We start from the raw sequence: 14779 nt of genomic DNA on the forward strand, positions 1-14779 counted from the left end.
GCCACCGACGAGGCACACTGGCGGCATGTTGCGGAACGTGGCCGCCGTCCTGCTGGACGGTGCGCATCCCTTCGAACTCGGCGTGATCTGCGAGGTCTTCGGCATCGACCGGAGCGACGAGGGTCTGCCGGGATACGACTTCGCGGTGGTCTCGGCGGAGGGCCCCACGCTGGGCACCCACGTCGGCGGGCTGACCGTCTCGACGCCGTACGGTCTGGAGCGGCTGGAGGAGGCCGACCTGATCGCGGTGCCGGCGGGCAGCGACTTCGTCCGCCGGGAGTACCCGCCCGAGCTGCTGGACGCCCTGCGCAGGGCGACGGACCGGGGCACACGCGTACTGAGCGTGTGCTCCGGCGCCTTCGTCCTGGGCGCCGCCGGCCTGCTGGACGGTCGGCGGTGCGCGGTGCACTGGCACCACGCGGCCGAGCTGTCCCGGCAGTACCCGCGGGCCGAGGTCGCGCCGGACGTGCTCTACGTCGACGAGGACCCGGTGATCACCTCCGCCGGGACCGCCGCCGGCATCGACGCCTGCCTGCACATCGTGCGCAAGGAGCAGGGGCCGGAGGTCGCCAACCGGATTGCCCGGCGCATGGTGGTGCCGCCGCACCGGGACGGCGGGCAGGCCCAGTACATCGAACGGCCGCTGCCGCGCTCCTCCTGCGACACCGTCGGCGAGGTGCTGGCCTGGATGGAACAGCACCTCGACGAGGAGGTCACCGTCGAGCAGCTGGCGGCCCGGGCGCACATGTCCCCGCGCACCTTCGCCCGCCGCTTCCAGCAGGAGACGGGGACGACCCCCTACCGCTGGATCCTGCGCCAGCGCGTGCTGCTGGCGCAGCGTCTCCTCGAGGTGACGGACGAGACGATGGACGCGATCGCCTGGCGCGCCGGTTTCGGCACGGCGGCGGCCCTGAGGCACCAGTTCACCAGGGCCCTGGGCACCACCCCGCACGCCTACCGGCGCACGTTCCGGGGCCCGGAGGCCGCCGCCTGATCCGTCCCGGTCGCGTCACCGGGCCACCGGCCTGACCAGCAGGTCGTGCGGGCGCAGCGTGATGCCGACCCGGACCGCGTCGTTGGAGCCCGCCACCTGTTCGAAGCGGTACTTGGTGGCGAGCGCGGCCGTGATCAGCGTGAGCTGCGCCATCGAGAAGTGGTCACTGGGGCACTTACGCTTGCCCGCACTGAACGGCTTCATGGCGTATTTCGGCACATTCTTCGCGCGTTCCGGGAGCCACCGGTCGGGGTCGAACTCCAGGTTGTCCTCGTACGACTTCGGATCGCGTTGGATTGCGTACGGACTGTAGATGATGTCCGCACCGGCCGGAATGCGATAGCCACCGAGTTCGCTCTCGGCCACCGCACGCCGCGTCAATACCCATACGGCGGGACGCAAACGCATGGCCTCCACGATGACATTGCCGGTGTGCGTGAGACTGCGGACGTCCTCGAATGCCACGGGCCGCCCGCCGGTGACCGCTTCGACTTCGTCGCGTATGCGGTCGGCATGTTCCGGATGGTCGGCAAGTGCCTGGAGCAACCACATGATCGTGGACGCGATGGTTTCACTGCCGGGGGTGAGTATCGCGACCACCTGGTCGTGGATCTCCTGTTCCCCGATCGGGTCGCCATTGTCGTCCTTCGCCTCCAGCAATGCCGTGAGCAAATCGTCCGGCTTTTGACCGGATGCGCGGCGCTCGGCGATGATCTCGTCGACCAGGAGGTGCAGATCGGCCAACGCGGAGTTGAATTGACGGTTGGCCGGAAGCGGCAGCCGGTACAGCGGTCCGAGCGGGACCACCATGCGCCGGTACATCCCCCGGAAGACGGTGGCGAGCGCGACGCACAGCCGCTCGGCCCGCTCGTCCATGTACTGCCCGCGCAGCAGGCAGCGGGCCGCGACGCGCACGGCGACCCGGAAGGACTCGGAGGTGGCGTCCACGGTCCGGCCCGGCTGCCAGCGCTCGGCGAGCGCGTGCGCCTCCTCCTCCATGATCGGCCCGTAGGCGGGGATGGCGTCCAGCCGGAACGCCGGCTGGATGGTGCGCCGCTGGCGCCGGTGGAGCGGGCCGTTGGCGGTCGCCACGCCCTCCTTGCCGAGCAGGCCCTCCAGCGACTCCCACAGCGGACCGGCTATGTGGTAGTCGGGATTCAGGGCGAGGGCGCCGGTCAGCTCCGGGTTCGTGACCGCGTAGACGGTCTTCGGGCCGAGCTTGATGCGCACGATGTCGCCGTGGTCGCGCAGCTGGGACATGAAGGCCAGCGGGTCGCGGGCCAGCCGCCAGCCGTGGCCGAGCAGCGGTACGCCGCCGCCCGCGACGGGCGGTTCGCGCAGCTCCGGTGCCCCTGGTGCGCGCGTTTCGGGGTGGACGGACTCGACGGTCATTTCTCACCTGCCGCTTCGTTGTTGACGTACGGGGGCGTGGACCGGTCGTCCCAGCTGTCGACCATGTACCGGCCGGACTCGTGGTGGAACCAGTAGACGGAACTGAACCAGTTCCGCATATTGCCGACGTTGGCCCGTACGGCGTCGCTCAGTTCCTTTCCGCGTACGGTTCCGTCGGCGAGTTCGTCGGCGAACCGTAAGACGTCCTGCTCCACGGCGAGAAATTCGGTGATGCATTCCTCGACGCGTCGCCGGACTTCTCCGATGGCTTCTTCCAGCGTGAGTGCATGGTGGGTGATGAGACTGATTCCGAGATTGTGGACCTCGTCGCCCGCTATTTCCTTGGGCAGCGAGCAGAGGTCGTTGTACCAGGCGGCGAATTCCTGACTCAGCAGTGCCGCCCGGCGATACGCCGGGTGTTTCCGTACCGCGTCGGGGAGTTCGCAGCCCGAACTCGGCTCCAGCAGGTCGGTCCAGATCCAGTGCGCGAAGGTGAGCCGGCGCAGTTCGAGGTACTCCTGTACGCCGGGCACGATTCCGCGCGTGCGGTTGTGGAATTCCCGGTCGTACGCCTCGATCACCGCGTGGAAGTGCCGGGCGAACCGGGCGTTCCAGGTGGCCGGCAGGAAGGCGTAGAGCCGCAGCACGCTGTCGGCGAACCCGGCCACCAGCGTGTCCTCGTGGTGCAGGTGGTCCCCGGGTGAGTCGAGTGCCGTGTGCAGCCGGCCGCGCAGTCGCCGCCAGGCGCCGGGACGGCCGTGGACGATGTCACGGTCGTGCCGGTCGTCCCAGACGAAGAACCACGCGCTGTAGTCCGCTATCGCCTGCATGACCTCGTCGGGGGCGCCCAGGTAGTAGCCCGCCATGAGGTCCGTGTAGCACAGGCCGTCGGCATATTCCTCGACCTTGTCCGCGGGCATGAGCCGCTTTTCGAGCAGCCAGGTGCGGGTGGTCTCCTGGAGCCTGGGCCAATACGGGTGCAGTTGCCGGGGAAATGCCGCCTCGATCACCGGGAGACGGAGCGATGGCGGTACTGCGATCGCGGTCGGTGTCGCTGTGGTGCCGTGTGGGAAAGCATGCACGAACAAACCCCTCTCAGCCGCCGGTGGCGCACCCCTCTCGCTGAGCGGGGCGTGCGCCGTTGCGTATCCCCGCGGTTCCCATTCAGCACCACAACTGACCGTTCTGGGAACGGATTTGCTTCATTCACTACCCCCCGATGCCGGAATTCTCCTGTTGTGTGGCGGCTTTCCACTGACGCACACAGACGAACGGCGCCCGCTCGGGGGAAGACCCGAACAGGCGCCGTGCGCAAGGGAGATGTGTGACCCGTGAGGCGGTGTCAGTCGTTCGCGACCACGGGGTAGCGCGGCTCGTTCTCGGCCATCTGCCGCAGCGCGTCCTTGCGCTCGCGCTTGGAGAGCCGGTCGATGTACAGGTACCCGTACAGGTGGTCCGTCTCGTGCTGCAAACACCGGGCGAAGTACCCGGTGCCGCGCACCTTGACGGGGTTGCCCTTCTCGTCCTGCCCGGTCACCTCGGCGTAGTCGGGGCGGGCGAGCGGCGCGTAGGCGGTCGGCACGGACAGGCAGCCCTCGTTGCTGTCGTCCAGGCGGCGGCGGTCGGCCGGCAGCTCGACCAGCTCGGGGTTGCAGACCACGCCGACGTGGCGGACGCCCTCGTCGTCGGGGCAGTCGTAGACGAAGACCTTCTTGGAGACGCCGATCTGGTTGGCGGCCAGGCCCACGCCCTCGGCGGTGCGCTGGCTGGCGAACATGTCGGCCACCAGCTGCTGGAACTCCTCGCCGAAGTCGGTGACGTCCTCGCACTCCTTGTGCAGCACCGGGTTGCCGACCACCGTGATCGGGCGCGAGGTGCCACGCCCGCGCCAGTCCGCCTCACGCTCCTCGCAGTCCTGGGTGTCGACGACGAAACCCTCGTCGTCCACGGGAAGCACGCCCGGGTGCTGCTGATCGGTGTCCTGCTGGGCCATGACCGACGTATGCCTTCCTCGTACAACCAAAGGTGATGCTGACGCTGCTGGAGTGTCCTCCTGGCAAAGACTACGGGGCCACTCAGCAGACCTCTTCCAGGTCCCGCCAGTCACGGGAGTCCGGGCTGTCCGCGACCCACCCGTCCAGCAAGCCCTTCACCAGCCCCGCCGGCGCAGCCACCCCGCACTCCCGCTCCGGCACCCACAGCTGGCCGTCGGTGCGGTGCCCCAGCGGACCGGGATGTCCGGGTTCGCTGTGGTCGTGCGGGTCGAGGTGCTCGCCCTCGCCCTCGTCGGACGGCATCCGGGACTCCGAGCACATCCGGCACAGCAGCCGCACGGAGGACGACCAGTCCTCGGCGGCGAACCCGGCGTCGGCGGCCAGCTGCTCCAGGGCGTCGCGGTCGGCCTCGGTGGCGGCCTCCAGGAGGACCACCCAGGTGGGCACGGGCGAGGGCGCCCACAGCTCGATCTCGTCGAAGACGGGGTAGGAGTGCCCGGCGCTGGTCGTCCGCTCCCCGTGCGGCACACCGTCGTGCAGGACGACCTCGCCCCAGCGCCGCCCCGAGGACGGCAGCGGGATGGACAGCACCTCGACGCGGGCGGGGTCGAGCCGCCGCCCCCACACCACCTCGGCCTCGCCCTCCGGGGAGAGCCGTACGGCCGCGCTGCCGAGGTCCATGCCGAGCGGCTCACCGGCGTCCGTGGCGTCCCCCGGGGTGCGCAGGCCGTAGGCCTGCCAGGCCCGGCGGGCCAGCGGCCAGTCCTGCAGGGCGGTCGCGGCGATGCCGACGTTCCACCAGTCGGGGGCGCCGGAGTCCCGGTCGAGCAGCGCTACGGCGCGCAGGCCGGCCGCCCTGGCCTGCTCCCAGTCGTGCCGGAACTTGTGCAGCAGCGCCAGGTTGAACCAGGACTCCGACAGCCAGGGCTCCAGGTCGGCCGCCCGGGTCAGCAGCGCACCCGCGTCCTCGTAGCGACCGTCGCCGATCAGCGTGAACGCGCGGTCGGTGGCCTGCCGCCAAGAGGCGGAGGGCCGGTGCCGTGCCTTGCCGAAGATCCTCACGATTCCCGCCTGCCAGTTCCGTTCTGTGGGCTGGCTGTGCCTTTCGCGCCCCCGGACACCCTCTCCCGGGCATCAAACCACGTACGGCTGTAGAGGCGCTCATTACCCATGGGTTACCCAGCCGCGGGCTCGGTAAGGCTGCTCCGGGAAAGGACCCGGGCCAGTGCTTCCACCACCTCGGGAGCGTAGTCGCCGGCGGTGGCCAGGCGCAGCTCCTCCAGCACCGTCAGGACGCCGCCCGGGCCCGCGTCCCGCGCCTTCTCCTCGTACGCGTTCACGACCCGCACGATCCGCGCGGCGACCGGCTGCTCGTGGCAGGGGTCGGCCTGCCGCTCCACCACCACGGCGACCGCCGCGTCGACGCCGGTCTGGCGGACGACGGCCCCGCCGAGCAGCGCGATCCGCCGCTGTTCGGCGGCGGGCAGGTCGGCGGTGGCTCCGGCCGGGACCGGGTCGACCAGGCTCAGCTGGCCGATGTCGTGCATCAGGGCCGCGTACTCCAGCACGGTCAGCTCGGCCCCGGACAGGCCCAGGTCCCGCCCGACGGCCACGCCCAGTCCGGCGACGCGGCGGGCGTGCCCGGCCGGGGTGTACCCGGCGATCTCGGTGGCGCGGGCCAGGGACGCGATGGTCTGCCGGTAGGTGGCCCGGACGGCCGCGTACCGGCGGTAGGAGAGCTGGGCGAGCAGCAGGGGCACGCAGAAGACGGGGAGCGCCCACAGTCCCGCGACGCTCACCGCGAGCGCCATCACCGCGCCGGTCGCGCACACCGCGGACGTGATCCCGACCATGCCGCGCAGTTCCTCGCGCAGCAGTGGTCCGAAGGGCCACCCGGTGCGCGCGTGCGCGGGTGCCGCGGCGAGCACGGCGTCGCACAGCGTGGTCAGGGCGAGCAGCGCGAGCAGCAGCAGCGCGTCGGCGGGACCGCTCCAGTCGTCGAAGGCGCCCTGGTGGGACAGCGGACGGAAGCACACGGCGGCGAAGCCGACGGTGAGCACCCGCCGCGCCAGGTGGTCGAGGACGGGCCCGCGGCCGCGGGCGACGTAGGGGACGCTGCCGAGCAGTGAGGCGGCGAGCACGACGGTGACGGTCTGGGCCACACCGTGCTGCGCGGGCTGCCCGGCGACGTCTCCCAGCAGCGCGTACGCCAGCGCGCCCGCGGCCCCGAGCGGGGCGGCCTCCCGGGCCTCGGTACCGGTCCGCCGGGTCAGCTCACCGAGGACGACCAGCCCGCCGAAGGCCAGCGCCACGGGCCGCTGCACGGGTCCCGACCCCAGCACGGAGGCGAGACAGCCGAGCGCGAGGAGCCCGGCACAGCCGGGTACGAGGAGAACGGCTGCCGGCGGCGGGGACTGGACCGGCGGCGGCAAGGGCGTCACGGTGCTCCCCTGCCGACGCTGTTCCGCGCACCCTCGCCCCGGCCCGGTGCCGGTTCGGCGGGGGGGCCGGGCGGGCCGTCCGCCGTCACCGACGGGCGCCAGCCGTGGCGGCCGAGGGCGTGGACCAGCGCCCGCACCATCCGCGGGTCGAACTGCCCGCCGGCACACCGCTGGAGCTCCGCCAGGGCCGCCGCGACCGGGCGGGCCCTGCTGTAGGAGCGCGTGGAGGTCATCGCGTCGAAGGCGTCGGCGACGGCCACCACGCGGGCCGACTCGGGGATCCGGTCGCCGGCCAGTCCGTAGGGGTAGCCGCTGCCGTCCAGCCGTTCGTGGTGGTGGAGGACCGCGGCGCGGGCCTCTCCCAGGAAACGGATGCCGCGCACCATCTCGTGCCCGTACTCGGGGTGCAGTTCGATCACCCGGCGCTCCTCGGGCGTCAGCGGCCCGTCCTTGCGCAGCAGCCGGGTGGGCACGCCGAGCTTGCCCACGTCGTGCAGGATCCCGGCGAAGCGCAGGGTCTCGACGCGCTCGTCGTCCATGCCCAGCTCGCGGGCGATCATCATGGAGGCCTGGCCGACGCGTTCACTGTGGCCGCGTGTGTAGCCGTCCTTGATGTCGACGGCCTGCACCAGGGCGCGGATGGTCGCCTGGTGCGCGGCCCGCTCGCGGTGGTACTGGGCGAAGGCCCACCACGCCACGCACATCGGCAGCAGGACGAGCAGCGCGGCCACCGGACCGTACGGGCTGCGCCACAGGACGGCCATCATCAGCCCGGCGAGCCCGTGCACGGCGATCGGCGCGAGCGACCGGGAGAGCAGCCCCCGCCACGCCCGGCTCGGCGGCACGTGGTCGGCGAGGGCGAGGATGCCGCCGTCCAGCACCGCGAGCACCAGGCAGAAGGCGAGTACGGCGGCCCCGGCCGGCACCAGGGCGTACGGGAAGGCGGGCTCGACGACCGCGTCCCGGCCGCCGAGCCGCCAGTGGACGCAGGCGGCGGCCCACACGGCGAGGGTCAGCTGGGCGGCCCGCCAGACGCGCCGCAGGCCGAACGGCCGCCGGGGCACCGGGGACAGCAGGGCCCCGGGCAGTGCCACGAGTGCCGCGGCGGGCGGCGGCAGCAGGAAGGCACCGGCGAGCAGGACGGGATAGCAGGTCCCGACGAAGCGGGACCGCGCGACGAGTTCGGATCCCGCGTACAGTCCGGCGAGCAGCAGCACCGCCCACCAGGGCGCGTGCACCGACGGCAGCGGGCGCAGGCACAGCGGGACGGCGAGGGCGACGACGGTCACGTAGACACGTGCCCGCGCCGGTACCGCGTCCATGAGCCCCTCCCCCGGCCACGTCTGTCAGGCTCCGGAGCCTAGGGCGGTGGCGGGGGGCCGCGGGCAGATAACCCGCGGATTAGCACGTACGAGTGACTCGGGCCGGCTCAGGACTCCTGGGGGGCCGACGACGGCGCGGCCGTGACGTCGTGCTCGGGCACGGACTGCCCGGACCGGATCAGGTCCAGTCGGCCCATGACCTTGGCGCGCAGGTCACCCGGCACGTCGTCCTGTCCGCAGCACCGCTTGACCAGCTTCTTCACCGCCTGCTCCAGCCCGTACTTCTCCAGGCAGGGCGAGCACTCCTCGAAGTGGTGCTCGAACTTCACGCAGTCCGAGTCCGGCATCTCCTTGTCGAGAAACTCGTAGAGATGATCGAGGATTTCGCTGCACTCCGTCTCGTGCGGCTCTCCGCAGCTCATGACCCCGAGCCTTTCGCTTCGTTCGACTCTCCGGCGCCGGCGGGGACCAGGCCGCGGTCGCGGGCGTAGTCCTCCAGCATGCCGCGCAGCTGACGGCGTCCACGGTGCAGCCGGGACATCACCGTACCGATGGGTGTCCCCATGATGTCTGCGATCTCCTTGTAGGCAAAGCCCTCGACGTCCGCCAGATACACGGCGATACGGAATTCCTCGGGGATCGCCTGGAGCGCCCGCTTCACGTCCGAGTCGGGCAGGTGGTCGAGCGCCTGCGACTCCGCGGAGCGGAGCCCCGTCGACATGTGCGACTCGGCACGCGCGAGCTGCCAGTCCTCGATCTCCTCGGCCGCGCTGCGCTGGGGTTCGCGCTGCTTCTTGCGGTACGAGTTGATGAAGGTGTTGGTGAGGATGCGGTACAGCCACGCCTTGAGGTTGGTGCCCTCGCGGAACTGGTGGAAGGACGCGTACGCCTTGGCGTAGGTCTCCTGCACCAGGTCCTCGGCGTCGGCCGGATTACGTGTCATGCGCAGCGCGGCCGAGTACATCTGGTCGAGGAACTCCAGCGCGTCCCGCTCGAAGCGCGCGCTGCGCTCCGCGGTCGACTCCGCGCTCGTACCCCGGCCCTCGGGCTGCTCCGCCTGGCCGTGTTCGGTCCCTGCGTCGGTCCCAGTGACCGGACCCACCTCCTCCAGTGATGTCGTGAAACCGAGACCGGTCTCACTCGAATCGGAGGATAGACGACCTACGGTCGGGGACGCTTGCCGATCCGGTCCGCCCGCCGCCCGAAGAGGGGCGGTCTTGGCAGCGTGCAGCACGGTCCAGTCCAGGTCGGCGCGGCTGCTGCGACTCGGGCAGAAGGCTGAACCCATGCGGCGGACTTCCTCTCCTACGGCGTCGGTGCTGATTCTCAGCAACGTACGCACCGCACAACAGTGGCCGCCCGCCGGTCATTCCCGGGCGTTCAGCCGAGTGAGCCGGTCCACTTCAGGACGCCGTCGGTGATCAGCTCCAGCGCCTCCTCCTGTCCGATCTCCGCCCGCTTGGGCACGGCGAAGCCGTGGTCGCCGTACGGCACCTCGATCAGGTCGTAGGTCCCCGCGGGCGCCTCGGGGAACTCCCGCGGCCTGCCGAAGGGGTCGTTGCCGCCCTGGACGACCAGGGTGGGCACCCCGGCCCCGAGCAGCTCGTCGGCGCGGGACTTCTCCGGCTTGCCCGGTGGGTGCAGCGGGAAGCTGAGGGCGAGGACGGCGTGGGCGCCCAGTTCGCCGGCGGTGCGGCAGGCGACGCGGGCGCCGGCGCTGCGGCCGCCGGAGATCACCGGCAGGCCCGGCGCGGCGAGTGCGGGCCACACGCCCCGCCAGCCGGTGTCCAGGGTCTTCGGCGCGGGCGCCAGCTTCTTGCCGGCCACCCGCCAGGGCTGCTCGACGAGGGCGACGCTCACCCCGTGGGCGGGCAGGGCGGCCGCCAGCGCCTTCAGGTCGCGCGCCTCGATGCCGCCGCCGGCGCCGTGGCTCACGGCGAGGACGAGCCGGGGCCGCTTCGCCCGGTGCCAGGTGATGCGGGCGAGGCCCGCCTCGGTGTCTACGGTCTCGGTGGGTTCGCTGGTTCCACTGGTGTCGCTGGTCACGTCAGAAGAGTGTGCCCTCTTCCGGTGCCTCCAGCTCCTTGAGCAGCTCCGGCCCGTTGTTGCGGACGTTGCTCACGGCCGTGGAGACGGGGAAGGCCCGCATCAGCCCGGCGGGCGGGGGCGCCAGCAGGGAGGTCAGCTCGTCGGGGTCGGTGCGCGCCGGGTCCAGCCAGTCGTCCCAGCGGTCCGGCGTCAGCATCAGCGGCATCCGGGGGTGGATGTCGGCCAGGGCGTGCGGGCCGTCGGCCGGGGCGACCGCGAGCGGCGTGGTCTCGGCCTCGGTGGTGATCACCGAGCACGTCACCCACCAGGCCCGCGGGTGGTCGTCGGGGAGCGTCTTGTCCCGCCAGAACTCGTAGAGCCCGGCCATGGCGAACACGGAGCCGTCGGCGGGGGTCACGAAGTACGGCTGCTTGCGGGGCCGCTTCCTGCGCCCCTCGACCTCCAGGTCGCGCTCCTGCGTGCCGGTGACCCACTCGTAGTAGCCGTCGGCGGGCAGGATGCAGCGCCGGGTGCTGAAGGCGCGGCGGTAGGAGGGCTTCTCGTGGACGGTCTCCGCGCGGGCGTTGATCATCCGGGCGCCGCCCTCGGGCGTCTTGGACCAGGAGGGGACGAGGCCCCACTTCAGCTTCCGCAGCTGGCGAACCGGCTTCGGGTCCTCGACGTCTTTCAGGGGACGGTCCAGGACGGCGTAGACCTCCTTGGTGGGGGCCACGTTGTAGTCGGGTTCCAAGCCCTCCTCGGGCTCCCACTTCTCGATCTCGAAGATTCCCGCGAGATCCTCGGGTCGACGACTCGCCGCATACCGTCCGCACATACGTGCCACACTGCCAGGCCCGCCCGTCTCCCGGCCACCACCCCTCAACGAGGCGCTTCGCGCCGCACCCGCTCGACCGTCACTACGAGGAGCCCTCACCGAACATGGACCACCTCGCGACGGCCTCGCTCACCTCCCTGTGGGACGAGGTCTCCGGCACCCAGCCCGATCCCGACCTGTGGGTGGTGATCGCGACCCTGGTGGCCGCGCTCGCCGTCGTCGTGACGCACGGGTCGTGGCGGATAGCGCGCAACGCGATCACCATCGCCCACGAGGGCGGCCACGGCCTGGTGGCCCTGCTGACCGGGCGCACCCTGACCGGCATCACCCTGCACTCGGACACCAGCGGCCTGACGGTGAGCCGGGGCAAGCCGCACGGCGTCGGCATGATCCTCACCGCGGTCGCCGGTTACACCGCTCCCCCGCTGCTCGGCCTCGGCGGCGCCGCGCTGCTGGCGACGGGACGCATCACCCTGCTGCTGTGGCTGGCGACGGCGCTGCTCGTCGCCCTGCTGGTGATGGTCCGCAACGCCTACGGGGTACTGACGGTGGTGGTCACCGGCGGCACGTTCGTCCTGGTGTCCTGGCTGGCCGGACCGCAGGTGCAGGCCGCGTTCGCGTACGCGGTGGTGTGGTTCCTGCTGCTCGGCGGGGTGCGCCCGGCCTTCGAGCTGCAGGCCAAGCGGTCGCGGGGCGGCGCCGGGGACTCGGACGCGGACCAGCTGGCGCGGCTGACGCACGCGCCGGCGGGGGTGTGGTTCTTCCTGTTCCACGCGGTGTCGCTGTGCTCGCTGATCGGTGGCGGGCGCTGGCTGCTGGAGCTGTGAGGCCCCGGGCGCCCTCCGTACGCTCCGCATATATGCACGGCAAGTGCACTGTTGCTCTTTCGGTCAGGTTTCGCCGCTTTTGATCAAGATCTCCGATCGTCCTCAGCCATTAAAGTGGGGCCCATGACCGTGAACCCCGCGCACACCGCCCTCTGGCCCGCCCCGCACGCGAGCGGGGCCGTCGACGCGACCGTCCACGTGCCCGGGTCCAAGTCGGTCACCAACCGTGCCCTGGTGCTGGCCGCCCTCGCCTCCGAGCCCGGCTGGCTGCGGCGCCCGCTGCGCTCGCGCGACACCCTGCTGATGGCCGAGGCCCTGCGCACGATGGGCGTCGAGATCGAGGAGGGCGTCGGCGCCGAGGGCACCGGCGAGTTCTGGCGGGTCATCCCGGCCGGTCTGCGCGGCCCGGCCACGGTCGACGTCGGCAACGCCGGCACGGTCATGCGCTTCCTCCCGCCGGTCGCCGCGCTGGCCGACGGCGCCGTCCGCTTCGACGGCGACCCGCGGTCCTACGAGCGTCCGCTGCACGGCGTGATCGACGCGCTGCGCGTCCTGGGCGCCCGGGTCGACGACGACGGGCGCGGCGCGCTGCCGCTGACCGTGCACGGCGGCGGGGCCCTGGAGGGGGGTCCGGTCGAGATCGACGCGTCGTCCTCCTCGCAGTTCGTGAGCGCCCTGCTGCTGTCCGGACCGCGCTTCAACCAGGGCGTCGAGGTGCGCCACACCGGTTCCGCGCTGCCGTCCATGCCGCACATCCGCATGACGGTCGACATGCTGCGCGCGGTCGGCGCCCAGGTCGACACCCCCGAGTCCGGCGGCGAGCCGAACGTCTGGCGGGTCACGCCGGGCGCGCTGCTCGGCCGGGACCTGACGATCGAGCCGGACCTGTCCAACGCCCAGCCCTTCCTCGCGGCGGCGCTGGTGACCGGCGGCAAGGTGGTGATCCCCGACTGGCCGTCCCGCACCACCCAGCCCGGCGACCGGCTGCGCGAGATCTTCACCGACATGGGCGGTTCCTGCGAACTGACCGACTACGGACTGGTCTTCACCGGATCGGGTGCGATCCACGGCATCGACGTCGACCTCGGCGAGGTCGGCGAGCTGACCCCGGGCATCGCGGCCGTCGCCGCCCTCGCGGACTCCCCCTCGACGCTGCGCGGCGTGGCGCACCTGCGGCTGCACGAGACGGACCGGCTGGCCGCGCTCACCAAGGAGATCAACGAACTCGGCGGCGACGTCACCGAGACCGCCGACGGCCTGCACATCCGCCCGCGCCGGCTGCACGGCGGCGTCTTCCACACCTACGAGGACCACCGCATGGCCACCGCCGGCGCCGTCCTCGGCCTCGCGGTCGAGGGCGTCCAGATCGAGAACGTGGCGACGACCGCGAAGACCCTGCCCGACTTCCCCGATCTGTGGACCGGGATGCTCGGGGCGTAGGGACGGTTCGCCATGCGCCGCTACGGCAAGCACACCGACGAGGACGACATCCGCTCCCGCCCGAACCGCAAGGGCAACCGGCCGCGCACCCACATCCGGCCCAAGCACGAGGACGCCGCCGAGGGCCTGGTCCTCACGGTGGACCGCGGCCGGCTGACCTGCCTGGTCGAGGACCGGATCGTCATGGCGATGAAGGCCCGTGAGCTGGGCCGCAAGGCGGCGGTCGTCGGCGACCGGGTGGCCCTGGTCGGCGACCTGTCCGGCAAGAAGGACACGCTCGCGCGGATCGTCCGCATCGAGGAGCGCGTCTCCGTGCTGCGCCGCACGGCCGACGACGACGACCCCTACGAGCGGGTGGTCGTCGCCAACGCCGACCAGCTCGCCATCGTCACCGCCCTCGCCGACCCCGAGCCGCGCCCCCGCCTCATCGACCGCTGCCTGGTCGCGGCGTTCGACGGCGGCCTCTCCCCGCTGCTGGTGATGACCAAGTCGGACCTGGCGCCGCCGGACGAATTCCTGGAGCTGTACGGCGCGTTGGACATCCCCTACGTCGTCACCAGCCGCCAGGAGCTGGAGAACGGCGCCGCCGCGGACCTCGTGCGCGAGCACCTCGACGGGAAGATCACCGCCTTCGTCGGCCACTCCGGCGTCGGCAAGACGACCCTGGTCAACACCCTGGTGCCCGAGGACCGCCGCCGGGTGACAGGGCATGTGAACGCGGTCACGGGCCGCGGCCGGCACACCACCACCTCCGCCCTCGCCCTGCCGCTGTCCTCCGCGGCGGGCGGCTGGGTCGTCGACACCCCGGGCGTGCGGTCGTTCGGGCTGGCGCACATCGACCCGTCCCGGGTGATCAACGCCTTCCCCGACCTGGTGCCCGGCACCGAGGGCTGTCCGCGGGCGTGCAGCCACGACGAGCCCGACTGCGCGCTGGACGCCTGGGTCGCCGAGGGGCACGCCGATCCGGCCCGGCTGTACTCGCTGCGCCGGCTGCTGTCGACGCGGGAACGCAAGGAGGGGGACTGAGCCCCGCGTTGTTTGCCGTGCGGTGCAACCGGTAAGTGCATAATCGCACCAAGCCGGAACCAAGCCTGAGCAAAGCCGGACGAAGTCGCTGTCGGACGAAGCCACTGATCGACGTCGACACAGCGGTCGCGGTAGGGGACCACGGGAGGACGAGACATGGCGTGGCTGCTGGTCATAGTGGCAGGAGTGCTCGAAACCGGCTTCGCCGTCTGTCTGAAGCTGTCGCACGGCTTCACCCGGCTCTGGCCCACCATCGCCTTCTGCGCCTTCGCGCTGGGCAGTTTCGGCCTCTTGACGATGTCCCTGAAGAAGCTCGACGTCGGCCCCGCGTACGCGGTGTGGACCGGCATCGGCGCGGCGGGCACCGCCATCTACGGCATGATCTTCCTCGGCGACCTGGTCTCGACCCTGAAGATCGTCTCGATCAGCTTCGTCATCATCGGCGTGATCGGTCTGCAGCTGTCCGGCTCGGCGCACTAG

Annotated in this window: 15 protein-coding genes; 5 read left to right on the plus strand and 10 right to left on the minus strand. The window is 71.7% G+C overall.

What is annotated here, in order from left to right; all coding sequences use genetic code 11:
- Positions 1-25: 25 nt before the first annotated feature.
- A complete protein-coding gene (locus tag BZZ08_RS20595; RefSeq protein WP_104633728.1) occupies positions 26-994 on the plus strand; it encodes a GlxA family transcriptional regulator in 969 nt (322 codons plus the stop codon).
- A gap of 15 nt (positions 995-1009) precedes the next feature.
- On the opposite strand, the gene BZZ08_RS20600 is transcribed toward BZZ08_RS20595, so the two are convergent.
- The 10 genes from BZZ08_RS20600 to BZZ08_RS20645 form a co-directional block, all read right to left on the minus strand.
- Positions 1010-2386 carry a bifunctional albaflavenone monooxygenase/terpene synthase gene (locus tag BZZ08_RS20600; protein WP_104633729.1) on the minus strand — a complete coding sequence of 459 codons (1377 nt, stop codon included), beginning with the start codon at positions 2384-2386 and terminating at the stop codon, positions 1010-1012.
- On the minus strand, positions 2383-3468 hold the full coding sequence (gene cyc1 / locus BZZ08_RS20605; protein ID WP_104633761.1) for an epi-isozizaene synthase: 1086 nt from the start codon (positions 3466-3468) through the stop codon (positions 2383-2385). The genes BZZ08_RS20600 and cyc1 overlap by 4 nt, the downstream gene beginning before the upstream one ends.
- A gap of 260 nt (positions 3469-3728) precedes the next feature.
- Positions 3729-4379, minus strand: a complete 651-nt coding sequence (gene def / locus BZZ08_RS20610; RefSeq protein ID WP_104633730.1) for a peptide deformylase — start codon at positions 4377-4379, stop codon at positions 3729-3731.
- Positions 4380-4461: 82 nt separating this feature from the next.
- Positions 4462-5442: a tetratricopeptide repeat protein gene (locus tag BZZ08_RS20615; RefSeq protein WP_104633731.1), complete on the minus strand. Its 981-nt coding sequence runs from the start codon at positions 5440-5442 to the stop codon at positions 4462-4464.
- A gap of 113 nt (positions 5443-5555) precedes the next feature.
- The gene (locus BZZ08_RS20620; protein ID WP_198601595.1) at positions 5556-6821 is read right to left on the minus strand and encodes an HD-GYP domain-containing protein; all 1266 of its coding nucleotides are present in this window, start codon (positions 6819-6821) and stop codon (positions 5556-5558) included.
- Positions 6818-8143, minus strand: a complete 1326-nt coding sequence (locus BZZ08_RS20625; protein ID WP_104633732.1) for an HD-GYP domain-containing protein — start codon at positions 8141-8143, stop codon at positions 6818-6820. Before BZZ08_RS20625 ends, BZZ08_RS20620 begins: the two co-directional genes overlap by 4 nt.
- A 107-nt stretch (positions 8144-8250) precedes the next feature.
- Positions 8251-8565 carry a mycothiol system anti-sigma-R factor gene (gene rsrA / locus BZZ08_RS20630; RefSeq protein WP_104633733.1) on the minus strand — a complete coding sequence of 105 codons (315 nt, stop codon included), beginning with the start codon at positions 8563-8565 and terminating at the stop codon, positions 8251-8253.
- Positions 8562-9245: an RNA polymerase sigma factor SigR gene (gene sigR, locus BZZ08_RS20635; protein WP_104633734.1), complete on the minus strand. Its 684-nt coding sequence runs from the start codon at positions 9243-9245 to the stop codon at positions 8562-8564. The genes rsrA and sigR overlap by 4 nt, the downstream gene beginning before the upstream one ends.
- A 278-nt stretch (positions 9246-9523) precedes the next feature.
- On the minus strand, positions 9524-10189 hold the full coding sequence (locus tag BZZ08_RS20640) for an alpha/beta hydrolase family protein (protein WP_104633735.1): 666 nt from the start codon (positions 10187-10189) through the stop codon (positions 9524-9526).
- Position 10190: 1 nt separating this feature from the next.
- Positions 10191-11006, minus strand: a complete 816-nt coding sequence (locus BZZ08_RS20645) for an SOS response-associated peptidase (protein WP_104633736.1) — start codon at positions 11004-11006, stop codon at positions 10191-10193.
- Between the two features lie 104 nt (positions 11007-11110).
- On the opposite strand from BZZ08_RS20645, the gene BZZ08_RS20650 reads away from it, so the two are divergent.
- The 4 genes from BZZ08_RS20650 (at position 11111) to BZZ08_RS20665 (ending at position 14779) form a co-directional block, all read left to right on the plus strand.
- Positions 11111-11833 (plus strand): M50 family metallopeptidase, encoded by a 723-nt coding sequence (locus BZZ08_RS20650; RefSeq protein WP_104633737.1) that lies wholly within the window; start codon positions 11111-11113, stop codon positions 11831-11833.
- A 123-nt stretch (positions 11834-11956) separates the two neighbouring features.
- Entirely contained in the window at positions 11957-13273 is a 1317-nt protein-coding gene (gene aroA / locus BZZ08_RS20655) for a 3-phosphoshikimate 1-carboxyvinyltransferase (RefSeq protein ID WP_104633738.1), read from the plus strand.
- 12 nt (positions 13274-13285) lie between these two features.
- Complete coding sequence (gene rsgA, locus BZZ08_RS20660) at positions 13286-14299, plus strand: ribosome small subunit-dependent GTPase A (protein ID WP_104633739.1); 1014 nt, start codon at positions 13286-13288, stop codon at positions 14297-14299.
- 156 nt (positions 14300-14455) lie between these two features.
- Positions 14456-14779 (plus strand): DMT family transporter, encoded by a 324-nt coding sequence (locus BZZ08_RS20665; RefSeq protein ID WP_003973762.1) that lies wholly within the window; start codon positions 14456-14458, stop codon positions 14777-14779.

The sequence above is a fragment of the Streptomyces sp. MH60 genome, assembly GCF_002939385.1.
Lineage (GTDB): Bacteria > Actinomycetota > Actinomycetes > Streptomycetales > Streptomycetaceae > Streptomyces.

Bases quoted from the DNA above. Each gene is read 5' to 3' on its own strand.
- BZZ08_RS20595 (WP_104633728.1), top strand. From the start codon at position 26: ATGTTGCGGAACGTGGCCGCCGTCCTGCTGGACGGTGCGCATCCCTTC.
- BZZ08_RS20650 (WP_104633737.1), top strand. From the start codon at position 11,111: ATGGACCACCTCGCGACGGCCTCGCTCACCTCCCTGTGGGACGAGGTC.
- rsgA (WP_104633739.1), top strand. From the start codon at position 13,286: ATGCGCCGCTACGGCAAGCACACCGACGAGGACGACATCCGCTCCCGC.
- rsrA (WP_104633733.1), bottom strand. From the start codon at position 8,565: ATGAGCTGCGGAGAGCCGCACGAGACGGAGTGCAGCGAAATCCTCGAT.
- BZZ08_RS20645 (WP_104633736.1), bottom strand. From the start codon at position 11,006: ATGTGCGGACGGTATGCGGCGAGTCGTCGACCCGAGGATCTCGCGGGA.
- BZZ08_RS20625 (WP_104633732.1), bottom strand. From the start codon at position 8,143: ATGGACGCGGTACCGGCGCGGGCACGTGTCTACGTGACCGTCGTCGCC.
- def (WP_104633730.1), bottom strand. From the start codon at position 4,379: ATGGCCCAGCAGGACACCGATCAGCAGCACCCGGGCGTGCTTCCCGTG.
- BZZ08_RS20665 (WP_003973762.1), top strand. From the start codon at position 14,456: ATGGCGTGGCTGCTGGTCATAGTGGCAGGAGTGCTCGAAACCGGCTTC.
- BZZ08_RS20600 (WP_104633729.1), bottom strand. From the start codon at position 2,386: ATGACCGTCGAGTCCGTCCACCCCGAAACGCGCGCACCAGGGGCACCG.
- aroA (WP_104633738.1), top strand. From the start codon at position 11,957: ATGACCGTGAACCCCGCGCACACCGCCCTCTGGCCCGCCCCGCACGCG.